Raw genomic sequence first — 17953 nt, forward strand, 5'->3', positions numbered from 1 at the left:
TGCCTGGCAAAGGGCCATGCAAAGATCGCGTAAAGGCATGCGCAAAGGGCGCTTGCATGTCACCACGCAAGCGCCCTTTTGGCGTCACGGAAGCGCTCAGCCCCGCCGCACGCGGCGCAACTCATCCAGGATCAGCAACATCGCCCCGATGGTGATGCCGCAGTCCGCGATGTTGAAGGCCGGGAAGTGCCCTCCCGGGAACATCGGCGACAGGAAGGCCCAGTGGAAGTCCAGGAAGTCGACGACGTAGCCATGGATGAGCCGGTCGATCACGTTGCCGATGGCACCTCCCAGGATCAGCGTCAGCGCCCAGGCGAACAGCTTTTGTCCACCATGCTGGCGCAGCATGTAGACGATGAAGCCCGTGGCCACCGCGCCCAGCCCCACGAAGAACCAGCGCTGCCAGCCCCCCGCGTGGGCCAGGAACGAGAAGGCCGCACCCGTGTTGTGCACCCGCACGAGGTTGAAGAAGGACGTGACCGGCTGGCTGTGGCCGAGGTCGAACGCCCCGATGACCAGCACCTTGGTGAACTGGTCGGCCAGGATGATGATCGCGGCGATGCCCAGCCAAGGCATCAGCGAGGAGCTGGAAGTTTTGGCCATGGTCAGGCGTGCTCGCGGTGTTCGCCCGCGCCGTGCAGGTTGCTGTCGCAACGGCCGCAGATCGTCGGGTGCTCGGGGTTGACGCCGACGTCGTCGCGGTAGTGCCAGCAGCGCTCGCACTTGACGGCATGAGACGGGTTGACCTCGATTTGCGTCGAGTGCCCTTCGGCCAGTTCGACCTCGGAGACGATGAGCACGAACTTCAGGTCATCGCCCAGGCTGCGCAGGTCGGCCAGCAGGCGCGCGCCCTGCTCGTCCTGCGTGCCGATGGTGATGAACAGCTTGGCTTGCAGCGAAGCACCCACCTCACCGCGCGTGCGCACGTCTTCTATGCGGCGGTTGGCTTCTTCGCGCAGTGCGCGGATGCGCGACCACTTGGCCAGCAGCTCGGTGTCCTTGTCGGCCTCGTGGAAGTCCCAGTAGGTCTCGGTGAAGAGGCTGATGCTGGGGTTGTTGAGGCCCTTGAAGACCTGCCAGGCCTCCTCGGCCGTGAAGCTCAGGAAGGGCGCCATCCAGCGCAGCATGCCGTTCGTGATGTGCCACAGCGCGGTCTGCGCGGCGCGGCGGGCGTGGCTCTTGGCGGCGCTGGTGTAGAGCCGGTCTTTGAGCACGTCGAGGTAGAAGGCACCCAGGTCTTCCGAGCAGTAGACCTGCAGCTTGGCCACCACGGGGTGGAACTCGTAGCGCTCGTAGTGGGCCAGGATGTCTTCCTGCAACTGCGAGGCACGGGCCAGCGCGTAGCGGTCGATCTCCAGCAGCTCGCTCAAAGGCACCGCGTCGGTTTCAGGGTTGAAATCTGACGTGTTGGCCAGCAGGAAGCGCAGCGTGTTGCGGATGCGGCGGTAGCCGTCCACCACGCGGGCGAGGATCTTGTCGTCGATGCCCAGGTCACCCGAGTAGTCGGTCGAGGCCGCCCACAGGCGGATGATCTCGGCGCCCATCTTGTTGCTGATCTCTTGCGGCGCCACGGTGTTGCCCACCGACTTCGACATCTTGCGGCCTTGGCCGTCGACGGTGAAGCCGTGGGTCAGCAGGCCCTTGTAGGGCGCGTGGCCATAGATGGCACAAGCGGCCAGCAACGAGCTGTGGAACCAGCCGCGGTGCTGGTCGTGGCCTTCGAGGTAGAGGTCGGCCTCGGGGCCCTGGTGGTGGCCGGCGTTCGGGTGGCTGCCGTTCTGGGCATTGAGCACATGAAAGAAGGTGGTGCCCGAGTCGAACCACACGTCGAGGATGTCGGTGGACTTGCTGTACTCGGCGGCCTGCTCTGCGCCCAGCCACTCGGCGGGGTCTAGCTTGGACCAGGCCTCGACGCCGCCCTGCTCCACCAACTGTGCGGCGCGCTCCATCAGCGCGGGCGTGTCGGGGTGCAGTTCGCCCGTCACCTTGTGCAGGAAGAAAGGCAGCGGCACGCCCCAGTTGCGCTGGCGGCTGATGCACCAGTCGGGTCGGTTGGCGATCATGTCGCGCAGGCGGGCGCGGCCGCTCTCGGGGTAGAAGGTGGTCTGGTCGATGGCGTCGAGCGCGGTCTGGCGCAGGGTCTTGGGAGCCTTGTCGGCGGTGAACACGCCCTCGCCTTCGTCCATGCGCACAAACCACTGAGCGGCGGCGCGGAAGATCACCGGCGTCTTGTGGCGCCAGCAGTGCGGGTAGCTGTGGACGATGTCTTTGGAGGCGAGCAGGCGACCGTGCTCGCGCAGGGTCTCGAGCACCACGGGTGCGGCCTTCCAGATGTGCTGGCCGCCGAACAGCGGCAGCTCGGCTTCGTAGACACCGTTGCCCTGCACAGGGTTGAGGATGTCGTCGAACTTCATGCCGTGGGCCACGCAGCTGTTGAAGTCGTCCACGCCATAGGCCGGTGCGGCGTGCACGATGCCCGTGCCGTCTTCGGCGCTGACGTATTCGGCCAGGTAGACGGGGCTGGTGCGGTCGTAGCCAGCATGCACATGCGACAGCGGGTGCTTGAACTTCAGGCCTTCGAGCTTGGCACCAGAGGTGGTGGCGACCACCTTGCAGTCATCGGCCGCGAAGCCGTAACGCTCACAGGCCTTCTCAACCAGCGACTCGGCCAGCACCAGCAGTCCCTTGGGGGTGTCGACCAGGGCGTAGCTCAGTTCGGCGTGCACGTTCAGCGCCTGGTTGGCCGGGATGGTCCACGCGGTGGTGGTCCAGATCACGGCGAAGGCTTCCTTGCTCAGCGACGGCAGGCCGAAGGCGGCTGCCAGCTTTTCAGGCTCGGCGCTCAGGAAGGCCACGTCCAGCGTCTGCGACTTCTTGTCGGCGTATTCGATCTCGAACTCGGCCAGCGAAGAGCCGCAGTCAAAGCACCAGTACACGGGCTTCAGACCCCGGTACACGTAGCCGCGATCCATGATCTTCTTGAGAGCCCGGATCTCGTTGGCCTCGTTGCCGAAGTTCATCGTCAGGTAGGGGTGGGACCAGTCGCCCAGCACACCCAGGCGCTTGAAGTCGGTGCGCTGGCCGTCGATCTGCTCGGCGGCGTAGGCGCGGGCCTTGGCCTGCACGTCATCGCGGCTGAGGTTGCGACCGAAGGTCTTCTCGATCTGGTTCTCGATGGGCAGGCCGTGACAGTCCCATCCGGGGATGTAGCTGGCGTCGAAGCCGGCCAACTGGCGCGCCTTGACGATCATGTCCTTGAGCACCTTGTTGACGGCGTGCCCGATGTGGATGTTGCCGTTGGCGTAAGGCGGGCCGTCGTGCAGCACGAACTTGGGCGCGCCCTGGCGTGCGGCGCGCAGCTTGCCGTAGAGGTCGTTCTTTTCCCACTCGGCCACCCAAGCCGGCTCGCGCTTGGGCAAGTCACCCCGCATCGGGAAGGGGGTGTCGGGCATGTTCAGCGTGGCACGGTACTTCGACTCGGGCACTGCCTCCGAGGGCTTGCCGCCGCCTTTCTTGGCATCTTGCTGGTTCTTGCCGGGCTTGGCGTTGTTGTCTTGGCTCATGGCGATCTCTTGGGTCCGACTGCGGCCCAGGCGTGCGTCAGGTTGAGCGCACCCCGGTTGCCACGGTCATGGGGGATTCGGGTGCAGCGACCTGCGAGGCAGGCCGATGCGAAGGCGACGGCAGGCGGGCGAGACCTGCACACCGTCCGGCGCTGTCGGCCTCAGGCCGGGCAGCTCGCGGACGGGGCCGCCCGCGTCAAATTCGGTCGCGGGTGGTCTGACGGCCCTGGGCCTGGAAAAAGCCCTTGGCGTCGGCGATGTCCTTGTGGATGGCGGCCTGCAACGCGTCCAGCCCGTCGTAGCGGGCTTCGTCTCGGAGTTTGTGCAGCAGGTCCACGCGCACGATTTTACCGTAGCCCCCTTCGAGGCCCAGGTCGGCAGGCCAATCGAAGCAATGCACCTCCAGCAGCACGCGCCCGGCTTCGGTCACGGTGGGGCGCACGCCCAGGCTGGCCACGCCTTCCAGCGGGTGGCCTGCGAGGCCATGGGTGCGGACCACGAAGATGCCGGTGGTGGCCGGTTTTTCATGGCCGAAGCGAACGTTGAGCGTGCGGCAATCGAGGCTGCGGCCGAGCTTTTGGCCGTGCACGACGTGGCCGCTGACGGTGTAGGGGCGCCCCAGCAGCGTGGCCACGCGGGCCATGTCACCGGCGGTGAGCGCCTCGCGCACCACCGAGGACGACACACGCAGGCCGTGCACCTCGTAGCTCATCATCCGGGCGACATCGAAGCCATGGGCCACGCCTGCGGCGTCCAGCGTGGCGTAGTCACCGGCGCGCTTGGCGCCGAAGCGGAAATCGTCTCCCACCAGCACGTAGCGTGCGTGCAACCCGTCCACGATCACCTGCTGGATGAAGTCCTGCGGGCTCAGGGCCACCAGTCGCGCATCGAAAGGCAGGATCACGACCTGATCGACGCCGCAGCGCTCCAGCTCGGAGAGCTTGTCGCGCAGGGTGGCGATGCGGGCCGGAGCCAGCTCGGGCTTGTCCGCCAGCTCGGCGAAGTAGTCGCGCGGGTGCGGCTCGAAGGTCAGCACGGTGGCAGGCAGGCCGCGGTGCTGGGCTTCGTTGCGCAGCAGGGCCAGCATGGCCTGGTGCCCACGGTGGACGCCGTCGAAATTGCCGATCGTCAGGGCACAGGCCGGCGCCAGTGCCGCATGGTGGAAACCGCGAAAGACTTGCATGGGGGCAGATTATCGGCTCAGGGCAGCACGATGGCCGGGTCTTCGACCCAGCGCCACTGGCCCGGGGCCAGGTCAGCGGGCAGCGCCAGCCGCCCGATGCTGCTGCGATGCAGGCCCTCGACCCGGTTGCCAACGGCCGCCACCATGCGCTTGACCTGGTGATATTTGCCCTGCAGCAGGGTCAGGCGCAGGTGCAGGGTCTCGGTGGCGGCATCGGCCGGGGCGCCATCAGGCAGCACCCGCTCGGCAGCGTGGGCTGCCACGGGCGCCGGGTCGTCGTCCAGCACCACGCCCTTGAGCAGCTTGTCGCACATGACCTGGGTGACGGGGTGCTTGCAGGTGACTTCGTAAACCTTGGGCACGTTCTTCTTGGGCGAAGTCAGCTTGTGCAGCAGCGGGCCGTCGTCGGTCAGCAGCAGCAAGCCGGTGGTGTCCTGGTCGAGCCGGCCCACAGGCTGCAGACCACGTCGACGCAGTGGCACGGGCAGCAGGTTGTGCACACCAGGCCAGGCACCTGGCTTGAGCGAGCATTCGTAGCCAGCCGGCTTGTGCAGCATCACCAGGGCCTGAATGTGGGTCACCCAGGGCTGACCATCGACCACGAGGTTCAGGCGGTCAGCCGGGTAGGCGGCGTCCGGGTCGTCCACTGTCTCGCCTTCGACCTGCACCAGGCCCTTGAGGATCAGGCCATCGCACACACGCCGCTCACCAAAGCCCTGGTCGAAGAGGATGTCGGCAAGGTGCTGGTGGCCGGCAGGCAGGCGGGTTCGGCGGGACATGGGGCAGGCGTTTTTGGCAAAAAGGGTGACGCGAACAGGGGCGGCGCGACAGCGCTGGTCAAGCCGACATTGTGCTGCCATGATGCGCACGCACCGTCTCCCGAAGCAGCAAACCATGCGCATCCACCACCTCAACTGCGGCTCCATGTGCCCGATCGGCAAGCGATTGATCAACGGCGAAGGCGGCTGGCTGGCATCGGCGCACATGTGCTGCCACTGCTTGCTCATCGAAGGCCGCAACGGCCTGACCCTGGTCGACACCGGCCTGGGAACCGGCGACGTGACCGACCCGAGACGCTTGGGGCTGCCCTTCGTGAACGTGGTGCGCCCTCGCCTGCTGATGCAGGAGACGGCCATCCAGCAGATCCGCGACCTGGGGCTGGACCCGCGCGACGTGCGCCACATCGTGCCCACGCACCTGGACCTCGACCACGCGGGCGGCCTGGGCGATTTCCCTGGCGCGCAGGTGCACGTCTACAAAACCGAACTCGACGCCGCCATGGCGCGCAGCAACTTCCGCGAGCGCGACCGCTACATCCCGGCCCAGTGGGCGCATGGCCCGAAGTGGGCCGCACGCGAGGTCACGGGCGAGAGCTGGTTCGGCTTCGACGCCGTGCGCGCCCTGCCCGACACCGACGAAGAGGTTCTGCTGGTGCCCCTGACCGGTCACACACAAGGCCACTGCGGCGTGGCCGTGCGCACCGACCGGGGCTGGCTGCTGCATTGCGGCGACGCCTACTTCTTCCGCGGCGAGATGGAGCCCGATCCGCACTGCCCCATCGGCCTGAGCCTGTTCCAGAGCCTGCTGCAGATGCATGGCCCCAGCCGCATCGCCAACCAGAAGCGCCTGCGCGAACTCAAGCATGCCCATGGTGACGAGGTGACGCTGTTTTCCGCCCACGATCCGGTCGAGTTGTCGAACATGCGCACGCGCGACCACCGCCTGCCAGCGCGCCCGGCTGAACACGTCGCCTGACACGCAGGCCGTCGTGGCCATCCCGGCCATCCCGGCCAGCGCCTGCAGGACCCGCCTTCAGACGGGCCGCCTCAGAAGCGGCGGGTCAAGGTCAGCATGTCGTTCTCGCGCTTCATCTGAAAGCGAGTCAGGAAGCTGTTGCCCAGCAACACATGCGGCATGCCCGAAGGCACCACCACCGCGTCAACGCCGTAGACCTCGACATCCTGGATGCGCAGCGACTTGAGCGTGACACGCCAGATCGGGATCACGCCATTGGCCGTGCTGCCCTGCCCTCGCTCTCCCTGCTCGTAGTTGATGCCCATGCGGCGCGCCTCGTCGGCGCTCAGGGCGACGCTGGTGGCCCCGGTGTCCACCATGAACTGGGTGGCGCGGCCATTGATGCTGCCGCTGGTGACGAAGTGCCCGCCTGAGCTGGCCGTCAGCACGATCTGCGTGCCACCAGAGCCACCACCGCCCCCACCGATGCTCACGGGCGCTCCGCCCAGGTCAATGGTCTGACGCTTGCCGCCCACCTCCACCGTGACCTGGTCGGCGCGCACGGCCACCACCTTGACGCCCCGATGGGTCTCGCCAGCGGCCAGGGCCTTGGGCGCGCCGCCATCGACCACCAGCAAGGCCTTGCTGCCCATGCTGCCGGTCATGGCCACGCTCTGGGCCGAAGCGGACAAGGCCACGCTGGCCAGCCAGGCACCCACCAGCGCCGAGCGCCCCCAGGTTGTCATCGATCGATCTTGTTTCACAGCCCGTTCCCCCTGTTTGTTCCTGCTTTGCGCGCTGGCTGCCGATCGCGGACACCTCGTCCGCATCAACCGATCAGTCTCGGTAGTTGCCGAAATCCAGCGGCACGTCGGTGATTTCTCTCTTCAGCAGGGCCTGGGCCGCCTGCAGGTCGTCGCGCTTGTTGCCCTGGATGCGCACTTCTTCGCCCTGGATGCTGGCGTTGACCTTGATCTTGCTGTCCTTGATCAGCTTGGTGATCTTCTTGGCCAGCTCGGCCTCGATGCCGGCCTTGACCTTGATCACCTGCTTGACCTTGTCGCCACCGATCTTCTCGACCTTGCCCACATCCATGAAGCGGATGTCGACCTTTTGCTTGGTCAGCTTGTTGAACAGCACATCGCGGACCTGGTCGATCTGGAAATCACTGTCGCCGAAGACGATGACTTCCTTTTCTTTTTTCTTGAATTCGACGGCGGCGCTGGTGCCCTTGAAGTCGAATCGGGTGCCGATTTCCTTGGCGGTGGTGTCCACGGCATTGCCGACGGATTCGAGGTTCGGGTCGAGCTTGGCGTCAAAACTGGGCATGGTTGTTCTCCTTTGTCTGCGAAAATTCTCGCATGCACACCGCCCTGTCCGTGGAAAACGGCATCAACCTCAAGCCTTACAACACCTTTGGCCTGCCCTGCGTGGCGCAGACGCTGGTGCGCATCCGCTCGGAAGCCGATGTCAAACGCGTGGTCAACGACCGCGAACTGGGCCTGGCGCGCAAGTTCATCCTGGGTGGCGGCAGCAACCTGGTGTTCACGCAGGACATCAAGGCCGTGGTGCTCAAGGTCGAGATCCCCGGCATCCGCCTGCTCGAAACCCGCGACGACGCCTGGGTCGTCGAGGCCGGTGCAGGTGTGGCCTGGCATGACCTCGTCAGTTGGTGCCTGGGCCAGGACCTGCCCGGCCTGGAGAACATGGCCCTGATCCCCGGCACGGTGGGCGCCGCACCGGTGCAGAACATCGGCGCCTACGGCCTGGAGCTCAAAGACCGCTTCGAGTCGCTCGACGCCGTTGACCTCATGACCGGCCGCACCGTGACGTTCAACCGAGAACAGTGCCAGTTCGACTACCGCGACAGCATCTTCAAGCAGGCCCTGGCTGGCCGCAGCGTGATCACCACGGTGAGGCTGCGCCTGCCCCGCCCCTGGGTGCCCATGCTGGGTTATGCCGAGCTCGAACGCAAGGTGCAGGAGACCGGCATCACCGCCCCCAGCGCCCGTCAGATCTTCGACTGGATCGTGGCCGTGCGCCGCGCCAAGCTGCCCGACCCCGCCGTCATCGGCAACGCCGGCAGCTTCTTCAAGAACCCCGTGGTCACGCCCGAGCAGTGCCGCGACATCATCCAGCGCGACCCCGAGATCGTGCACTACCCCATGCCCGACGGCAGTTTCAAGCTGGCCGCCGGCTGGATGATCGACGCCTGCGGCTGGAAGGGCAAGACCGTGGGCCAGGCCGGCGTCTACGAGAAGCAGGCGCTGGTGCTGGTCAACCGGGGCGACGCCCGCGGCGCCGAAGTGGTGACGCTCGCGCGAGCCATCCAGGAGAGCGTTTATGGGCGTTTCGGCATCCGACTGGAGCCAGAGCCGGTGGTGATCTAGGGGGGGGCTCCCGACGCCGGTTTGATCGGGCTAAACTTCCCGTCGTTCATGACGGGGGCCTGAATGGCCCTCGCTTTGTCGAGTCACGCATTTGCACCGAGGGAGCTTCCATGTCGTTTGCTGTCAGCAACATCTCCACCGCAGGCCGCCTGAGCCTGCTGGCCATCACCGCCGCCTGCGCCACCCTGCTGTCGGGCTGCCTGGCCACCGCGCCCACCATGGGCGAAAACAAGGGCACCGTCAGCGGCGCCGCCGGTGGCGCCACCGCCGAGAACAACAACAGCCAGCTCGAGAAGTGCGACGAAACCCTGGGCACCCTGGCCATCGACGAGGACACCAACGCCCCCTGGTACATCACCTTGCGCGAGTACCAGCTCGGCTCGACCGTGCCGGTGCTGCGTCTGATGATCCAGCAGTCCAACTGCTTCGTCATCGTCGAGCGCGGCAAGGCCATGAACAACATGATGCGCGAGCGCGAGTTCGCCCGCGGTGACGAAAGCCGTGCCGGCAGCAACTTCCAGAAGGGCCAGATGGTCGCGGCCGACTACACCATGAGCCCGTCCATCCAGTTCTCCGGCAAGACCGGTGGTGGTGGTGGCGGCCTGGGTGGCTTCGGTGGCGGCATCCTGGGCCTGGTGGCCGGCAGCGTCAGCAAGAACGAAGCCTCGACCACGCTGCTGCTGATCGACAACCGCTCGGGCGTTCAGATTTCGGCTGCAGAAGGCACCGCCGGCAACTACGACTTCGGCATCTTCGGCGCGGCCTTCGGTGGCAGCCTGGGCGGTGGTGGTGGCGGTTACGCCAAGACCCCGCAAGGCAAGGTCATCACCGCCGCCTTCGCGGACTCTTTCAACCAGATGGTCAAGGCGCTGCGCAACTACAAGGCGCAACAGGTCAAGGGCGGCCTGGGCACCGGCGGCCGACTGGGCGTGCAAGGTGGCGAAACCGCCGCCTCGAAGGAGTTGGACGCCAAGCCCAAAGCCACGACCAAGCCCGCCACCAAGTCCACCACCAAGAAGTGATGCCCTTGCCTCGCACCGCCATGACCCAACCGACACCCCTTCGGAAGGCCGTGGCCTGCGCCCTGCTTGTTCTGGGGGCCCATGCCACGACCGCCCAAGCCGCTGAGTTCCACCTGTACGTCAAGTGCAAGGGCACGCTGTCGGCTTCGGGCAAATCAAAGCCAGCCCACCTCGACCTCGCCCTGCGGGACAACAACACGACGGCGCTGATCCAGCGCTCGAACGTGCTGCCCAAGGGCGAGCGCCTGGACTACACGCAGACGCCGACCGACTACACCATGGTCTACAAGCTGCGTCAGCCCGGCACGCATTACTACCATGACTGGTTGAACGGCACCTGGGTGGTCTGGCAGCCCAACCTCAAGCGCTTGGCCACCATCCGGCTGGCCATCGACCGGCAGGAAGGTGAGCTCGAAGGCGAACTGCTCGACTTCAACGACGACCTCATCGGCACCATGCAGATGACGTGTGAGAAGGTCGACCCGGACGAGCTGCCCGAGCCCAAGCTCTGAGCATGGCTCTGGCCGCCCGATGAGGGCGCGACGAAAGCCAAAAAGCCCAAGAACGCCGACTTGGGCCCACAAAAAAGCCGCTGAATCCTCAGCGGCTTTTTTTCATGCGCCGGTCACCGAGGTGACCGGGCCAAGCGGCATCAACCGAAATGGCAGATGTAGTGGTAGGGCTCGCCTTCGACCTTGATCTCGAAGGACGAGTTGCCCGGCACGTCGAAGCTTTCGCCAGCGCCATAGGTCTTCCACTCGGAAGATCCGGCCAGCTTGATGGTGGCCTTGCCAGCGACGGTTTCCATGACTTCAGGCGCGCCGGTGTTGAAGGTCAGCGAGGCGGGCAGGATCACGCCAACGGACTTGCGGGTGCCGTCGGCCAGGGTGACGGTGTGAGAAACGCACTTGCCGTCGAAGTACACATTGGCTTGCGTGGCAACGGTGCCGGCCAGGGTGGTGGTGGTCATGTTGAGGTCTTTCAGAACAAACAAGGCCGCGGCAACTGCCACGGCCTCAGGTTGAGGGCTGAGCTCACTTGGAAGCCGTCTTGATCACCGGGCGAGCGGCCTTGACAGCGGGTTTCTTGGCTGCGGGCTTGGCTGCTGCCTTGCCTGCGCTCTTGACCGCGCTCTTGCCAGCCGCCTTGCGAGCAGGCTTGGTCGATGCAGCGCGCGCGCCCTTCACGTTGGCGCCAATGCGCAGGCGCAAGGCGTTGAGCTTGATGAAGCCAGCTGCGTCGGCCTGGTTGTAGGCGCCACCGTCGTCGTCGAAGGTCGAGATCTTGGCGTCGAACAGGCTGTCGGTCTTGGACTCGCGGCCCACCACCAGGATGGTGCCCTTGTACAGCTTGAGCTTGACGGTGCCGTTGACGGTTTCCTGGCTCTTGTCGATCAGGCCTTGCAGCAGCTCGCGCTCGGGGCTGAACCAGTAGCCGTTGTAGATCATGCGGGCGTAACGCGGCATCAGGTCGTCCTTCAGCGCCAGGACTTCGCGGTCCAGGGTGATGGATTCGATGGCGCGGTGGCCGCTCAGCAAGATGGTGCCGCCCGGGGTTTCGTAGCAGCCGCGGCTCTTCATGCCGACATAGCGGTTCTCGACCTTGTCCAGGCGGCCGATGCCGTGCTTGCCGCCGATCTCGTTGAGCTTGGTCAGCACGGTGGCGGGCGACATCTTCACGCCGTCGATGGCGACCACGTCACCCTTGGCATAGGTCAGCTCGATGATCTGGGGCTTGTTGGGCGCCTTCTCGGGCGACACGGTCAAGCGCCACATGTTGGCTTCGGGCTCGAAGTTCGGATCTTCCAGCACGCCGCCTTCGTAGCTGATGTGCAGCAAGTTGGCGTCCATCGAGTACGGGGCGCCGCCCTTGCGCTTCTTGAAGTCCACCGGGATGCCGTGCTTGTCGGCGTAGGCCAGCAGCTTTTCGCGGCTCAGCAGGTCCCACTCGCGCCACGGGGCGATGACCTTCACGCCCGGCAGCAGCGCGTAGGCGCCCAGCTCGAAACGGACCTGGTCGTTGCCCTTGCCGGTGGCGCCGTGGCTGATGGCGTCGCCCTTGGTCTTCTTGGCGATTTCGATCAGGCGCTTGGCGATCAGCGGGCGGGCGATGGAGGTGCCCAGCAGGTATTCGCCCTCATACAGCGCGTTGGCGCGGAACATGGGGAACACGAAGTCGCGCACGAACTCTTCGCGCAGGTCTTCGATGAAGATGTTCTCGGGCTTGATGCCCATCTTCAGGGCCTTGGCGCGCGCCGGTTCGATCTCTTCGCCCTGGCCGATGTCGGCGGTGAAGGTGACGACTTCGCAGCCGTACTCATCTTGCAGCCACTTCAGGATGATGGAGGTGTCCAGACCACCGGAGTAGGCCAGCACGACCTTCTTGACGCCAGAAGCAGCCTTCTTGGCCACGGCGGGGGCAGAAGCGGTGACAGGAGCGGCAGCAGCCTTCACGGGCTTGGCGGCCTTGGTGGATGAGGTGGCCTTCGTGGATTTGGACATGGTCAGGCAAAAAGAAGAACGAAACAGCGGATTCTAGACGCCAGCGGCCTGCTTGGCCCGTGCTTGAATGTCGGGCAGAACACCGAAACCCGGGAGAAGCCGCATGGAACAGGCCGACTTCGTCCACCACGTCCGCGTCAACGAATACCTCAGCGCCGAAGACCCCAGCGCTTACCGGCGGCGCGTGGCGTGGTTCGCAGGGCTGGGTTACGCCTGGATCGGTGGTTGCCTGCTGGTGTCCATCTGGCTGGCCACATGGGCCATCCAGCACCTCGCGAGCGGCCGCGCCCGAGGGGGCACGATCTTCTTGCTGATCGGTGCGGCCGGCCTGGCCTGGACCAGCCTTCGATCGCTGTGGGTTCGCCTGGATGCCGAGCCCGAAGGCCATCGGCTCACCAAACAGCAGGCCCCGGCGCTGTTCAAGCTCATCAGCCAGGTCAGGCGCAAGGTCAAGGGCCCCAGGCTGGACGAGGTCTGGCTGGACGACCGCTTCAACGCCAGCATCTCGCAGGTGCCACGTTTTGGCCTGCTCGGTCGCCCAGTCAATCGACTGACCATCGGCCTGCCGCTGCTGATGGCCTTGGACGTGCAGCGCCTGAGCGCCGTGCTGGCCCACGAGTACGGCCACCTGCGCGGCAACCATGGCCGCTTCGCCGCCTGGATCTACCGCACCCGACTGAGCTGGTTGCGCATGAACGAGCGCCTGGGCGAAGACAACAGCATCAGCGGCTGGCTAAACGCGCGCTTCATGAGCTGGTATGTGCCGCGTTTCCTGGCGCGCAGTTTTGCCCTGGCCCGCCAGGACGAGTACGAGGCCGACCGCATTTCGGCGCGGCTGGTGGGGGCGGCCACTGCTGGTGCGGCACTGGTCGAAATCGACATCAAGGGCGCCTGGATGGGCGAGCACTTCTGGCGTCAGCACTGGCAAGGCGCCACCGATCACGCCCTGCCCGTCGGCCCCTTCAAGGCCTTGCGTCACCTGCTGCTGAGCCCGCCAGAAGAAGGCTTCGCTCGCGAGGCCCTGCGCCGCTCGCTCAAAGAGGTCTCGAACATCGACGACACCCACCCGGTGCTCAAAGAACGCCTGGGTGCCCTGAAGGTGCCTGCCAACCTGCCCGATTGGTCCAGCAAGGGCGCCCTGGCGCTGCTGGGCACCGAAGCCGAGGCGTGGGTTCAGCGCTTCGACCAGGCCTGGTGCAAGGACCAGGCGAAGGCATGGAAGGCCCAGCACCAGCGCCAGCAGGCACTCAAGCAGCGTGTCGAAGGCTGGCGTGCCCGCGCCGAAACACTGGGCACCGACGAGCTGGTGCTGTGGGCGCGCTGCGAGAGCCGCCTGCACAGCGACATCGACGTCGTCAAGCTGTACCAACAAGCCCTGGAGCGCAACCCGGCCCACGCCGATGCCCTGCTAGGCCTGGTGCAAGCCTGCGAGGACGCGCCACCGGCCTTGCGCCTGAGCTGGCTCGATCAGCTGTGGTCGCGCTCGCCCGACCACCGCCACTTCGCGGCACGCAAGGCCGTGACCTGGCTGGAGCGGCCACCACGAGGCACCGAGCCCGACGCCATCGCCCTCAAACAATGGCGCCAGCGCGTCAAGGACGCGCAGGCGGCCGACGACGCTGTGTGGGAAGCCCTGACCGAGCCGCCCTGGTTCACCCAGTTGCAGCGCCACGACCTCGACGAGGTGCAACTCGAAGACACGCGCGAGGTGCTGGGATGGCACCCCGCCATTCGCCAGGCCTGGTTGTGCCGCCGGCGCCTGCCCGAGCACAGCGACCGACGCGCCTACCTGCTCTTCGTGGACGTGCCTGACCTGAACAACGCCCAGCGCGCTGGCCTGTGCCAGCAGCTGATCCACCAACTGGGCTTGCCTGGTCCTGCGATCCCGCTGTGCATCGGCGACGAGGTGCCGATGGCCGAAGTCAAGCGCTCGGCCTTCAACCCGATCGTCGGCTGAGTCGGGCCCCCAGTCCGGCAGCGCGGCTGCTGCCCGGCCATGCGCAGCCCCTCGCCGGTTGACCAGCGTTCAGAACAGGCTCGACTGGGCCGGCGGCTCACCCAGCAAACCGGGATCGAACGCCGAGCCATCGAGCACCGGGCCGCCATGCCCGATGCCCCGCCTCGCCGCCGCGCCCCTGACACGCTGGCGGATGAGGTCGGCCCAGACGCCCTGCCCCTTCATGCGCAGGCTGAAGTTCGCGTCGTAGTCTCGTCCGCCTCGCATCTCGCGGATGCGCGCCATGACGCGCTCGGCACGCTCCGGCAGGTGGTCGGCCAGCCAGCCCTGGAACAGCGGCAACACCTCCCAGGGCAAACGCACGATGGTGTAGTGGATGGCACAAGCGCCCGCATCGGCCGCGGCATCCACCAGGCGCTCGATCTCGGGCTCGTTGACAAATGGGATGATGGGCGCCACGTTGACCCCTCTAGCCCGACATGCGCCCCGGTGAGGTCATCAGCCTGGTGCGCCGCGCCGCCCAGCGCGAGGTGAGCGACCCGCAACGAGGCAACGGTGGCAGCGAAGGCGCGATGACCGCCGTGGCCAGCGCTCGCCCGGGTGGTGACACCACGATGTTCGCCCTGCACCTGGCGCTGGCCCTGCAAGAGCAGGCCCCCAAGGACGAGATCCTGCTGCTCGACCTGGGCGTGCCCGCGGGCGACAGCCTGCAGTACCTGGGCATCGAGCCGACCTACACCTTCGTCGACGCCATCCGCAGCCTGCGGCGTCTGGACGAAACCCTGATCAACACGGCGTTTCCCAAGCACGAGACCGGCCTGCGCATCCTGGCCATGCCGGAGGACGCGCTGGAGATGAGCCGCATCACCTCGGCCGACCTGTACGTGCTGCTGAGCGCGCTCAAGCGCCACTTCAGGCAGATCGTGGTCAACCTGGGCGGCGTGCCAGCTTCCGAGTTCTTGTACGTGCTGCTGGGCCGCACCGACCGCACCCTGCTGCTGGTCGAGCAAAGCGTGCCCAGCTGCAAGCAAAACCGCAACCTGCTGCAAAAGCTGCGCGACGCCAAGGTCGACAAGATGGGCTCGGGCCAGATCAGCCTGGTGGTCGATCGCTACCTGCCCAGCGTGCCGCCCGATGCCGAGACCATCGCCAAGGGCTTTGGCATCCCGCTGCTGAGCACGCTGCCCTCCTCGGGCATGGCGCGCCTGACGATGATGAACTCGGGCGAGAGCCTGTTCACCTCGGCCCCGCGCGATCCGTACACCGTGGCCATCCGCAAGATCGCGATCGGCCTGGGCGACGACCCGCGTGCACCGCTCAAGCCCATCGATGTGGGCTCTGGCTGGCTCAACCAGTTGACCAGCCGTTTCAAGACCACCTGAGCCGAGCGCCATGGACTACCGATCGCTCGCCACCGACTACAGCCTGAAAAGCAGCGACAGCTACCAGGACGTCAAGCTGCGCCTGCACCACTACCTGATCGACCGCATCGACACCGAGCGCGTCTCGATCGGCGAGATGGGCAAGGCAGAGCTGTCGGAGTTCGTGCTCTCGAAGGTTCAGCAGTACGTGGCCGAACACCGCCTGCCGGTGAGCCGCCACGAGATGGAGAACCTCAGCCGCGAGATGGTCGACGAGCTGACCGGCTATGGCCCGCTCGAAGAGCTCATCCGCGACGACCGCATCAACGACATCCTGGTCAACGGCACGCGCCACATCTACGTCGAGCGCAACGGCATCCTCAGCAAGACCGACATGCGCTTCATCGATGACGAGCACGTGCTGCGCGTCATCCGCCGCATCCTGGCGCCACTGGGTCGCCGCATCGACGAGTCCAGCCCGATGGTGGACGCGCGCCTGCCCGACGGCAGCCGGGTCAACGCCATCATCCCGCCGCTGGCACTGGACGGCCCCTGCCTGTCGATCCGCAAATTCCGCAAGGACCCGCTGCAGGCCACCGACCTGCTGGCATCTGGCACCTTCAACGAAGAGATGCTGGTGTTCCTGGAAGGGGCCGTCCAGCGTCGCTGCAACATCCTGATCAGCGGCGGCACGGGCGCGGGCAAGACCACGTTGCTCAACGTGCTCAGCCGCAGCATCTCGCCGTATGAGCGCCTGGTCACCATCGAAGACGCAGCCGAATTGCAGCTGGGCCACGAGCACGTGGTGCGCCTGGAGACCCGCCCGCCCAACGTCGATGGCCGGGGCGAGGTCACCGCGCGCGACCTGATGCGCAACGCCCTGCGGATGCGCCCCGACCGCGTGCTGCTGGGCGAAGTGCGCAGCCACGAAGTGCTCGACATGCTGCAGGCCATGAACACCGGCCACGACGGCTGCATGAGCACGGTGCACGCCAACAGCCCGCGCGACGCGCTGCTGCGCCTCGAAATGCTGGCGGGCTTTGCGGGCTTCCAGGGCCAGGACGTCACCCTCAAGCACATGATCGCCACGGCGCTGGACCTGGTCATCCAGGTGGGCCGCCTGGCCGATGGCCGCCGCCGCGTGCTGGCCATCAGCGAGGTGCTGGGCGTGCAGGACGAGCGCATCGTCACCAACGAGCTCTTCGTCTACCAGCCCGATCGCAAGGCCTTCGAGTCCACCGGCCTGAGCCCGGCCAGCCCCAAGCTGCGCCTGCCGGACGACGAGCAGGCCACCAAGTTCCACCGCTCGTGGTGACGGTGACGGACTGAAGCCATGCTGAGCGCCATCTTCTTCCTGATCGCCCTGCTGATGATGCTGGGCGCCGTGCTCTCGATGATCCGGGCGCAAAGACAGGAGCAGATCGCCAAGGTGCACCAGCGCCTGGCGGCGGTGGCCTTCCTGCCGCACGAAACCCACAAGCCCGATGTGCAACTCGGCGCGCTGACCGCGTCGCTGGACCTGTGGCTCAAACGGGTGGGGCTGAACCTCTCGCCCACCATGGCCCTGGTCATGCTGGCCGGCGTGGTGCTGATGGGCGTGCTGCTGTGGCAGAACTTGGGTGCCTTGTTCGGCATCGGCTGGTGGGCCTTGGCCGCCGTGGTGATCGTGCTGGTGCCGCAAGTGCGCTACCGCCAGAAGGTCAACCGCCTGGTCGAGCAGATCCCGCTGTTCATCGACCAGGTCGTGCGTGGCCTGGTCACGGGCCGCAACATCGAAGGCGCCATCAAGATGGCCACCGAGGACCTGCGCGAACCCCTGCGCAGCGTGGTGGTGAGAGCGCAGCAGAACGTCGAGCTGGGCGTTGACCTGGGCGATGCCTTCCGCGAGGCCGCGCAGTTCTACGACATCAAGGAGTTGCACTTGCTGGCGCTGACCATCCACAGTTCGCGCGTCTACGGCGGCAGCCCACGCGAGATGCTCGAGAGCATCGTCAGCATGATCCGCCAGCGCCAGCAGGCCCAGGAAGAACTCAAGGCCCTGACCGGCGAGACGCGTGTCACGGCCTGGGTGCTGGGACTGACGCCCGGCGTGCTGGTGGCCTACATGCTCTGGCAGAACCCCAAGTACATGATGACCATGTGGGACAACAGCACCGGACAGGTCGTGCTGGTGGTGGCCGCCGCCCTGCAGGCCCTGGGCGCGCTCGTGATGTGGCGCATGATCAAGAGCCTGTGAGGACGA

At 66.3% G+C, this 17953-nt stretch carries 17 protein-coding genes; 8 read left to right on the forward strand and 9 right to left on the reverse strand.

What is annotated here, in order from left to right:
* Positions 1 to 96 precede the first annotated feature (96 nt).
* The 4 genes from lspA to ABG80_RS12825 form a co-directional block, all read right to left on the reverse strand.
* Positions 97 to 603 (reverse strand): signal peptidase II, encoded by a 507-nt coding sequence (gene lspA, locus ABG80_RS12810; protein ID WP_058088000.1) that lies wholly within the window; start codon positions 601 to 603, stop codon positions 97 to 99.
* A gap of 2 nt (positions 604 to 605) precedes the next feature.
* Positions 606 to 3452 carry an isoleucine--tRNA ligase gene (gene ileS / locus ABG80_RS12815; protein WP_058088189.1) on the reverse strand — a complete coding sequence of 949 codons (2847 nt, stop codon included), beginning with the start codon at positions 3450 to 3452 and terminating at the stop codon, positions 606 to 608.
* Between the two features lie 307 nt (positions 3453 to 3759).
* Complete coding sequence (locus ABG80_RS12820) at positions 3760 to 4746, reverse strand: bifunctional riboflavin kinase/FAD synthetase (RefSeq protein ID WP_058088001.1); 987 nt, start codon at positions 4744 to 4746, stop codon at positions 3760 to 3762.
* Between the two features lie 17 nt (positions 4747 to 4763).
* The gene (locus ABG80_RS12825; RefSeq protein ID WP_058088002.1) at positions 4764 to 5525 is read right to left on the reverse strand and encodes a pseudouridine synthase; all 762 of its coding nucleotides are present in this window, start codon (positions 5523 to 5525) and stop codon (positions 4764 to 4766) included.
* A gap of 115 nt (positions 5526 to 5640) precedes the next feature.
* Between ABG80_RS12825 and ABG80_RS12830 the strand changes: the two genes are divergently transcribed.
* Complete coding sequence (locus ABG80_RS12830) at positions 5641 to 6501, forward strand: MBL fold metallo-hydrolase (RefSeq protein WP_058088190.1); 861 nt, start codon at positions 5641 to 5643, stop codon at positions 6499 to 6501.
* A gap of 71 nt (positions 6502 to 6572) precedes the next feature.
* On the opposite strand, the gene ABG80_RS12835 is transcribed toward ABG80_RS12830, so the two are convergent.
* Positions 6573 to 7226 carry a retropepsin-like aspartic protease family protein gene (locus ABG80_RS12835; protein ID WP_058088003.1) on the reverse strand — a complete coding sequence of 218 codons (654 nt, stop codon included), beginning with the start codon at positions 7224 to 7226 and terminating at the stop codon, positions 6573 to 6575.
* Positions 7227 to 7317: 91 nt separating this feature from the next.
* Positions 7318 to 7809, reverse strand: coding sequence for a YajQ family cyclic di-GMP-binding protein (locus tag ABG80_RS12840; protein ID WP_058088004.1), 492 nt, complete (start codon positions 7807 to 7809; stop codon positions 7318 to 7320).
* A gap of 44 nt (positions 7810 to 7853) precedes the next feature.
* On the opposite strand from ABG80_RS12840, the gene murB reads away from it, so the two are divergent.
* From murB to ABG80_RS12855, 3 genes are all read left to right on the forward strand, one after another.
* Positions 7854 to 8870 (forward strand): UDP-N-acetylmuramate dehydrogenase, encoded by a 1017-nt coding sequence (murB, locus tag ABG80_RS12845; RefSeq protein ID WP_058088191.1) that lies wholly within the window; start codon positions 7854 to 7856, stop codon positions 8868 to 8870.
* 110 nt (positions 8871 to 8980) lie between these two features.
* Complete coding sequence (locus ABG80_RS12850; RefSeq protein ID WP_058088005.1) at positions 8981 to 9892, forward strand: CsgG/HfaB family protein; 912 nt, start codon at positions 8981 to 8983, stop codon at positions 9890 to 9892.
* Between the two features lie 20 nt (positions 9893 to 9912).
* Positions 9913 to 10404: a hypothetical protein gene (locus ABG80_RS12855; protein ID WP_152987615.1), complete on the forward strand. Its 492-nt coding sequence runs from the start codon at positions 9913 to 9915 to the stop codon at positions 10402 to 10404.
* A gap of 140 nt (positions 10405 to 10544) precedes the next feature.
* Here ABG80_RS12855 and ppnP read toward each other — a convergent pair whose 3' ends face one another.
* Together ppnP and ABG80_RS12865 are read right to left on the reverse strand one after the other, a co-directional pair.
* Entirely contained in the window at positions 10545 to 10862 is a 318-nt protein-coding gene (gene ppnP / locus ABG80_RS12860) for a pyrimidine/purine nucleoside phosphorylase (RefSeq protein ID WP_058088192.1), read from the reverse strand.
* 64 nt (positions 10863 to 10926) lie between these two features.
* Complete coding sequence (locus tag ABG80_RS12865; protein WP_083506065.1) at positions 10927 to 12393, reverse strand: argininosuccinate synthase; 1467 nt, start codon at positions 12391 to 12393, stop codon at positions 10927 to 10929.
* Between the two features lie 103 nt (positions 12394 to 12496).
* Here ABG80_RS12865 and ABG80_RS12870 point away from each other — a divergent pair, with 103 nt between their 5' ends.
* Complete coding sequence (locus ABG80_RS12870) at positions 12497 to 14350, forward strand: M48 family metalloprotease (protein WP_058088007.1); 1854 nt, start codon at positions 12497 to 12499, stop codon at positions 14348 to 14350.
* A 69-nt stretch (positions 14351 to 14419) separates the two neighbouring features.
* On the opposite strand, the gene ABG80_RS12875 is transcribed toward ABG80_RS12870, so the two are convergent.
* On the reverse strand, positions 14420 to 14809 hold the full coding sequence (locus ABG80_RS12875; RefSeq protein ID WP_058088008.1) for a radical SAM family protein: 390 nt from the start codon (positions 14807 to 14809) through the stop codon (positions 14420 to 14422).
* Between the two features lie 20 nt (positions 14810 to 14829).
* On the opposite strand from ABG80_RS12875, the gene ABG80_RS12880 reads away from it, so the two are divergent.
* From ABG80_RS12880 to ABG80_RS12890, 3 genes are read left to right on the forward strand one after another with little or no spacing between them, the layout of a single operon-like run.
* Entirely contained in the window at positions 14830 to 15732 is a 903-nt protein-coding gene (locus tag ABG80_RS12880; protein WP_058088009.1) for an AAA family ATPase, read from the forward strand.
* Positions 15733 to 15742: 10 nt separating this feature from the next.
* Positions 15743 to 17026, forward strand: a complete 1284-nt coding sequence (locus ABG80_RS12885) for a CpaF family protein (RefSeq protein ID WP_058088010.1) — start codon at positions 15743 to 15745, stop codon at positions 17024 to 17026.
* Positions 17027 to 17044: 18 nt separating this feature from the next.
* A complete protein-coding gene (locus ABG80_RS12890) occupies positions 17045 to 17947 on the forward strand; it encodes a type II secretion system F family protein (protein WP_058088011.1) in 903 nt (300 codons plus the stop codon).
* Positions 17948 to 17953 lie beyond the last annotated feature (6 nt).

The organism is Aquabacterium parvum, from assembly GCF_001447195.1.
Lineage (GTDB): Bacteria > Pseudomonadota > Gammaproteobacteria > Burkholderiales > Burkholderiaceae_C > Aquabacterium > Aquabacterium parvum.

Bases quoted from the DNA above. Each gene is read 5' to 3' on its own strand.
- lspA (WP_058088000.1), bottom strand. From the start codon at position 603: ATGGCCAAAACTTCCAGCTCCTCGCTGATGCCTTGGCTGGGCATCGCC.
- ileS (WP_058088189.1), bottom strand. From the start codon at position 3,452: ATGCCCGACACCCCCTTCCCGATGCGGGGTGACTTGCCCAAGCGCGAG.
- ABG80_RS12820 (WP_058088001.1), bottom strand. From the start codon at position 4,746: ATGCAAGTCTTTCGCGGTTTCCACCATGCGGCACTGGCGCCGGCCTGT.
- ABG80_RS12825 (WP_058088002.1), bottom strand. From the start codon at position 5,525: ATGTCCCGCCGAACCCGCCTGCCTGCCGGCCACCAGCACCTTGCCGAC.
- ABG80_RS12830 (WP_058088190.1), top strand. From the start codon at position 5,641: ATGCGCATCCACCACCTCAACTGCGGCTCCATGTGCCCGATCGGCAAG.
- ABG80_RS12835 (WP_058088003.1), bottom strand. From the start codon at position 7,226: ATGACAACCTGGGGGCGCTCGGCGCTGGTGGGTGCCTGGCTGGCCAGC.
- ABG80_RS12840 (WP_058088004.1), bottom strand. From the start codon at position 7,809: ATGCCCAGTTTTGACGCCAAGCTCGACCCGAACCTCGAATCCGTCGGC.
- ABG80_RS12850 (WP_058088005.1), top strand. From the start codon at position 8,981: ATGTCGTTTGCTGTCAGCAACATCTCCACCGCAGGCCGCCTGAGCCTG.
- ABG80_RS12855 (WP_152987615.1), top strand. From the start codon at position 9,913: ATGACCCAACCGACACCCCTTCGGAAGGCCGTGGCCTGCGCCCTGCTT.
- ppnP (WP_058088192.1), bottom strand. From the start codon at position 10,862: ATGACCACCACCACCCTGGCCGGCACCGTTGCCACGCAAGCCAATGTG.
- ABG80_RS12865 (WP_083506065.1), bottom strand. From the start codon at position 12,393: ATGTCCAAATCCACGAAGGCCACCTCATCCACCAAGGCCGCCAAGCCC.
- ABG80_RS12870 (WP_058088007.1), top strand. From the start codon at position 12,497: ATGGAACAGGCCGACTTCGTCCACCACGTCCGCGTCAACGAATACCTC.
- ABG80_RS12880 (WP_058088009.1), top strand. From the start codon at position 14,830: ATGCGCCCCGGTGAGGTCATCAGCCTGGTGCGCCGCGCCGCCCAGCGC.
- ABG80_RS12885 (WP_058088010.1), top strand. From the start codon at position 15,743: ATGGACTACCGATCGCTCGCCACCGACTACAGCCTGAAAAGCAGCGAC.
- ABG80_RS12890 (WP_058088011.1), top strand. From the start codon at position 17,045: ATGCTGAGCGCCATCTTCTTCCTGATCGCCCTGCTGATGATGCTGGGC.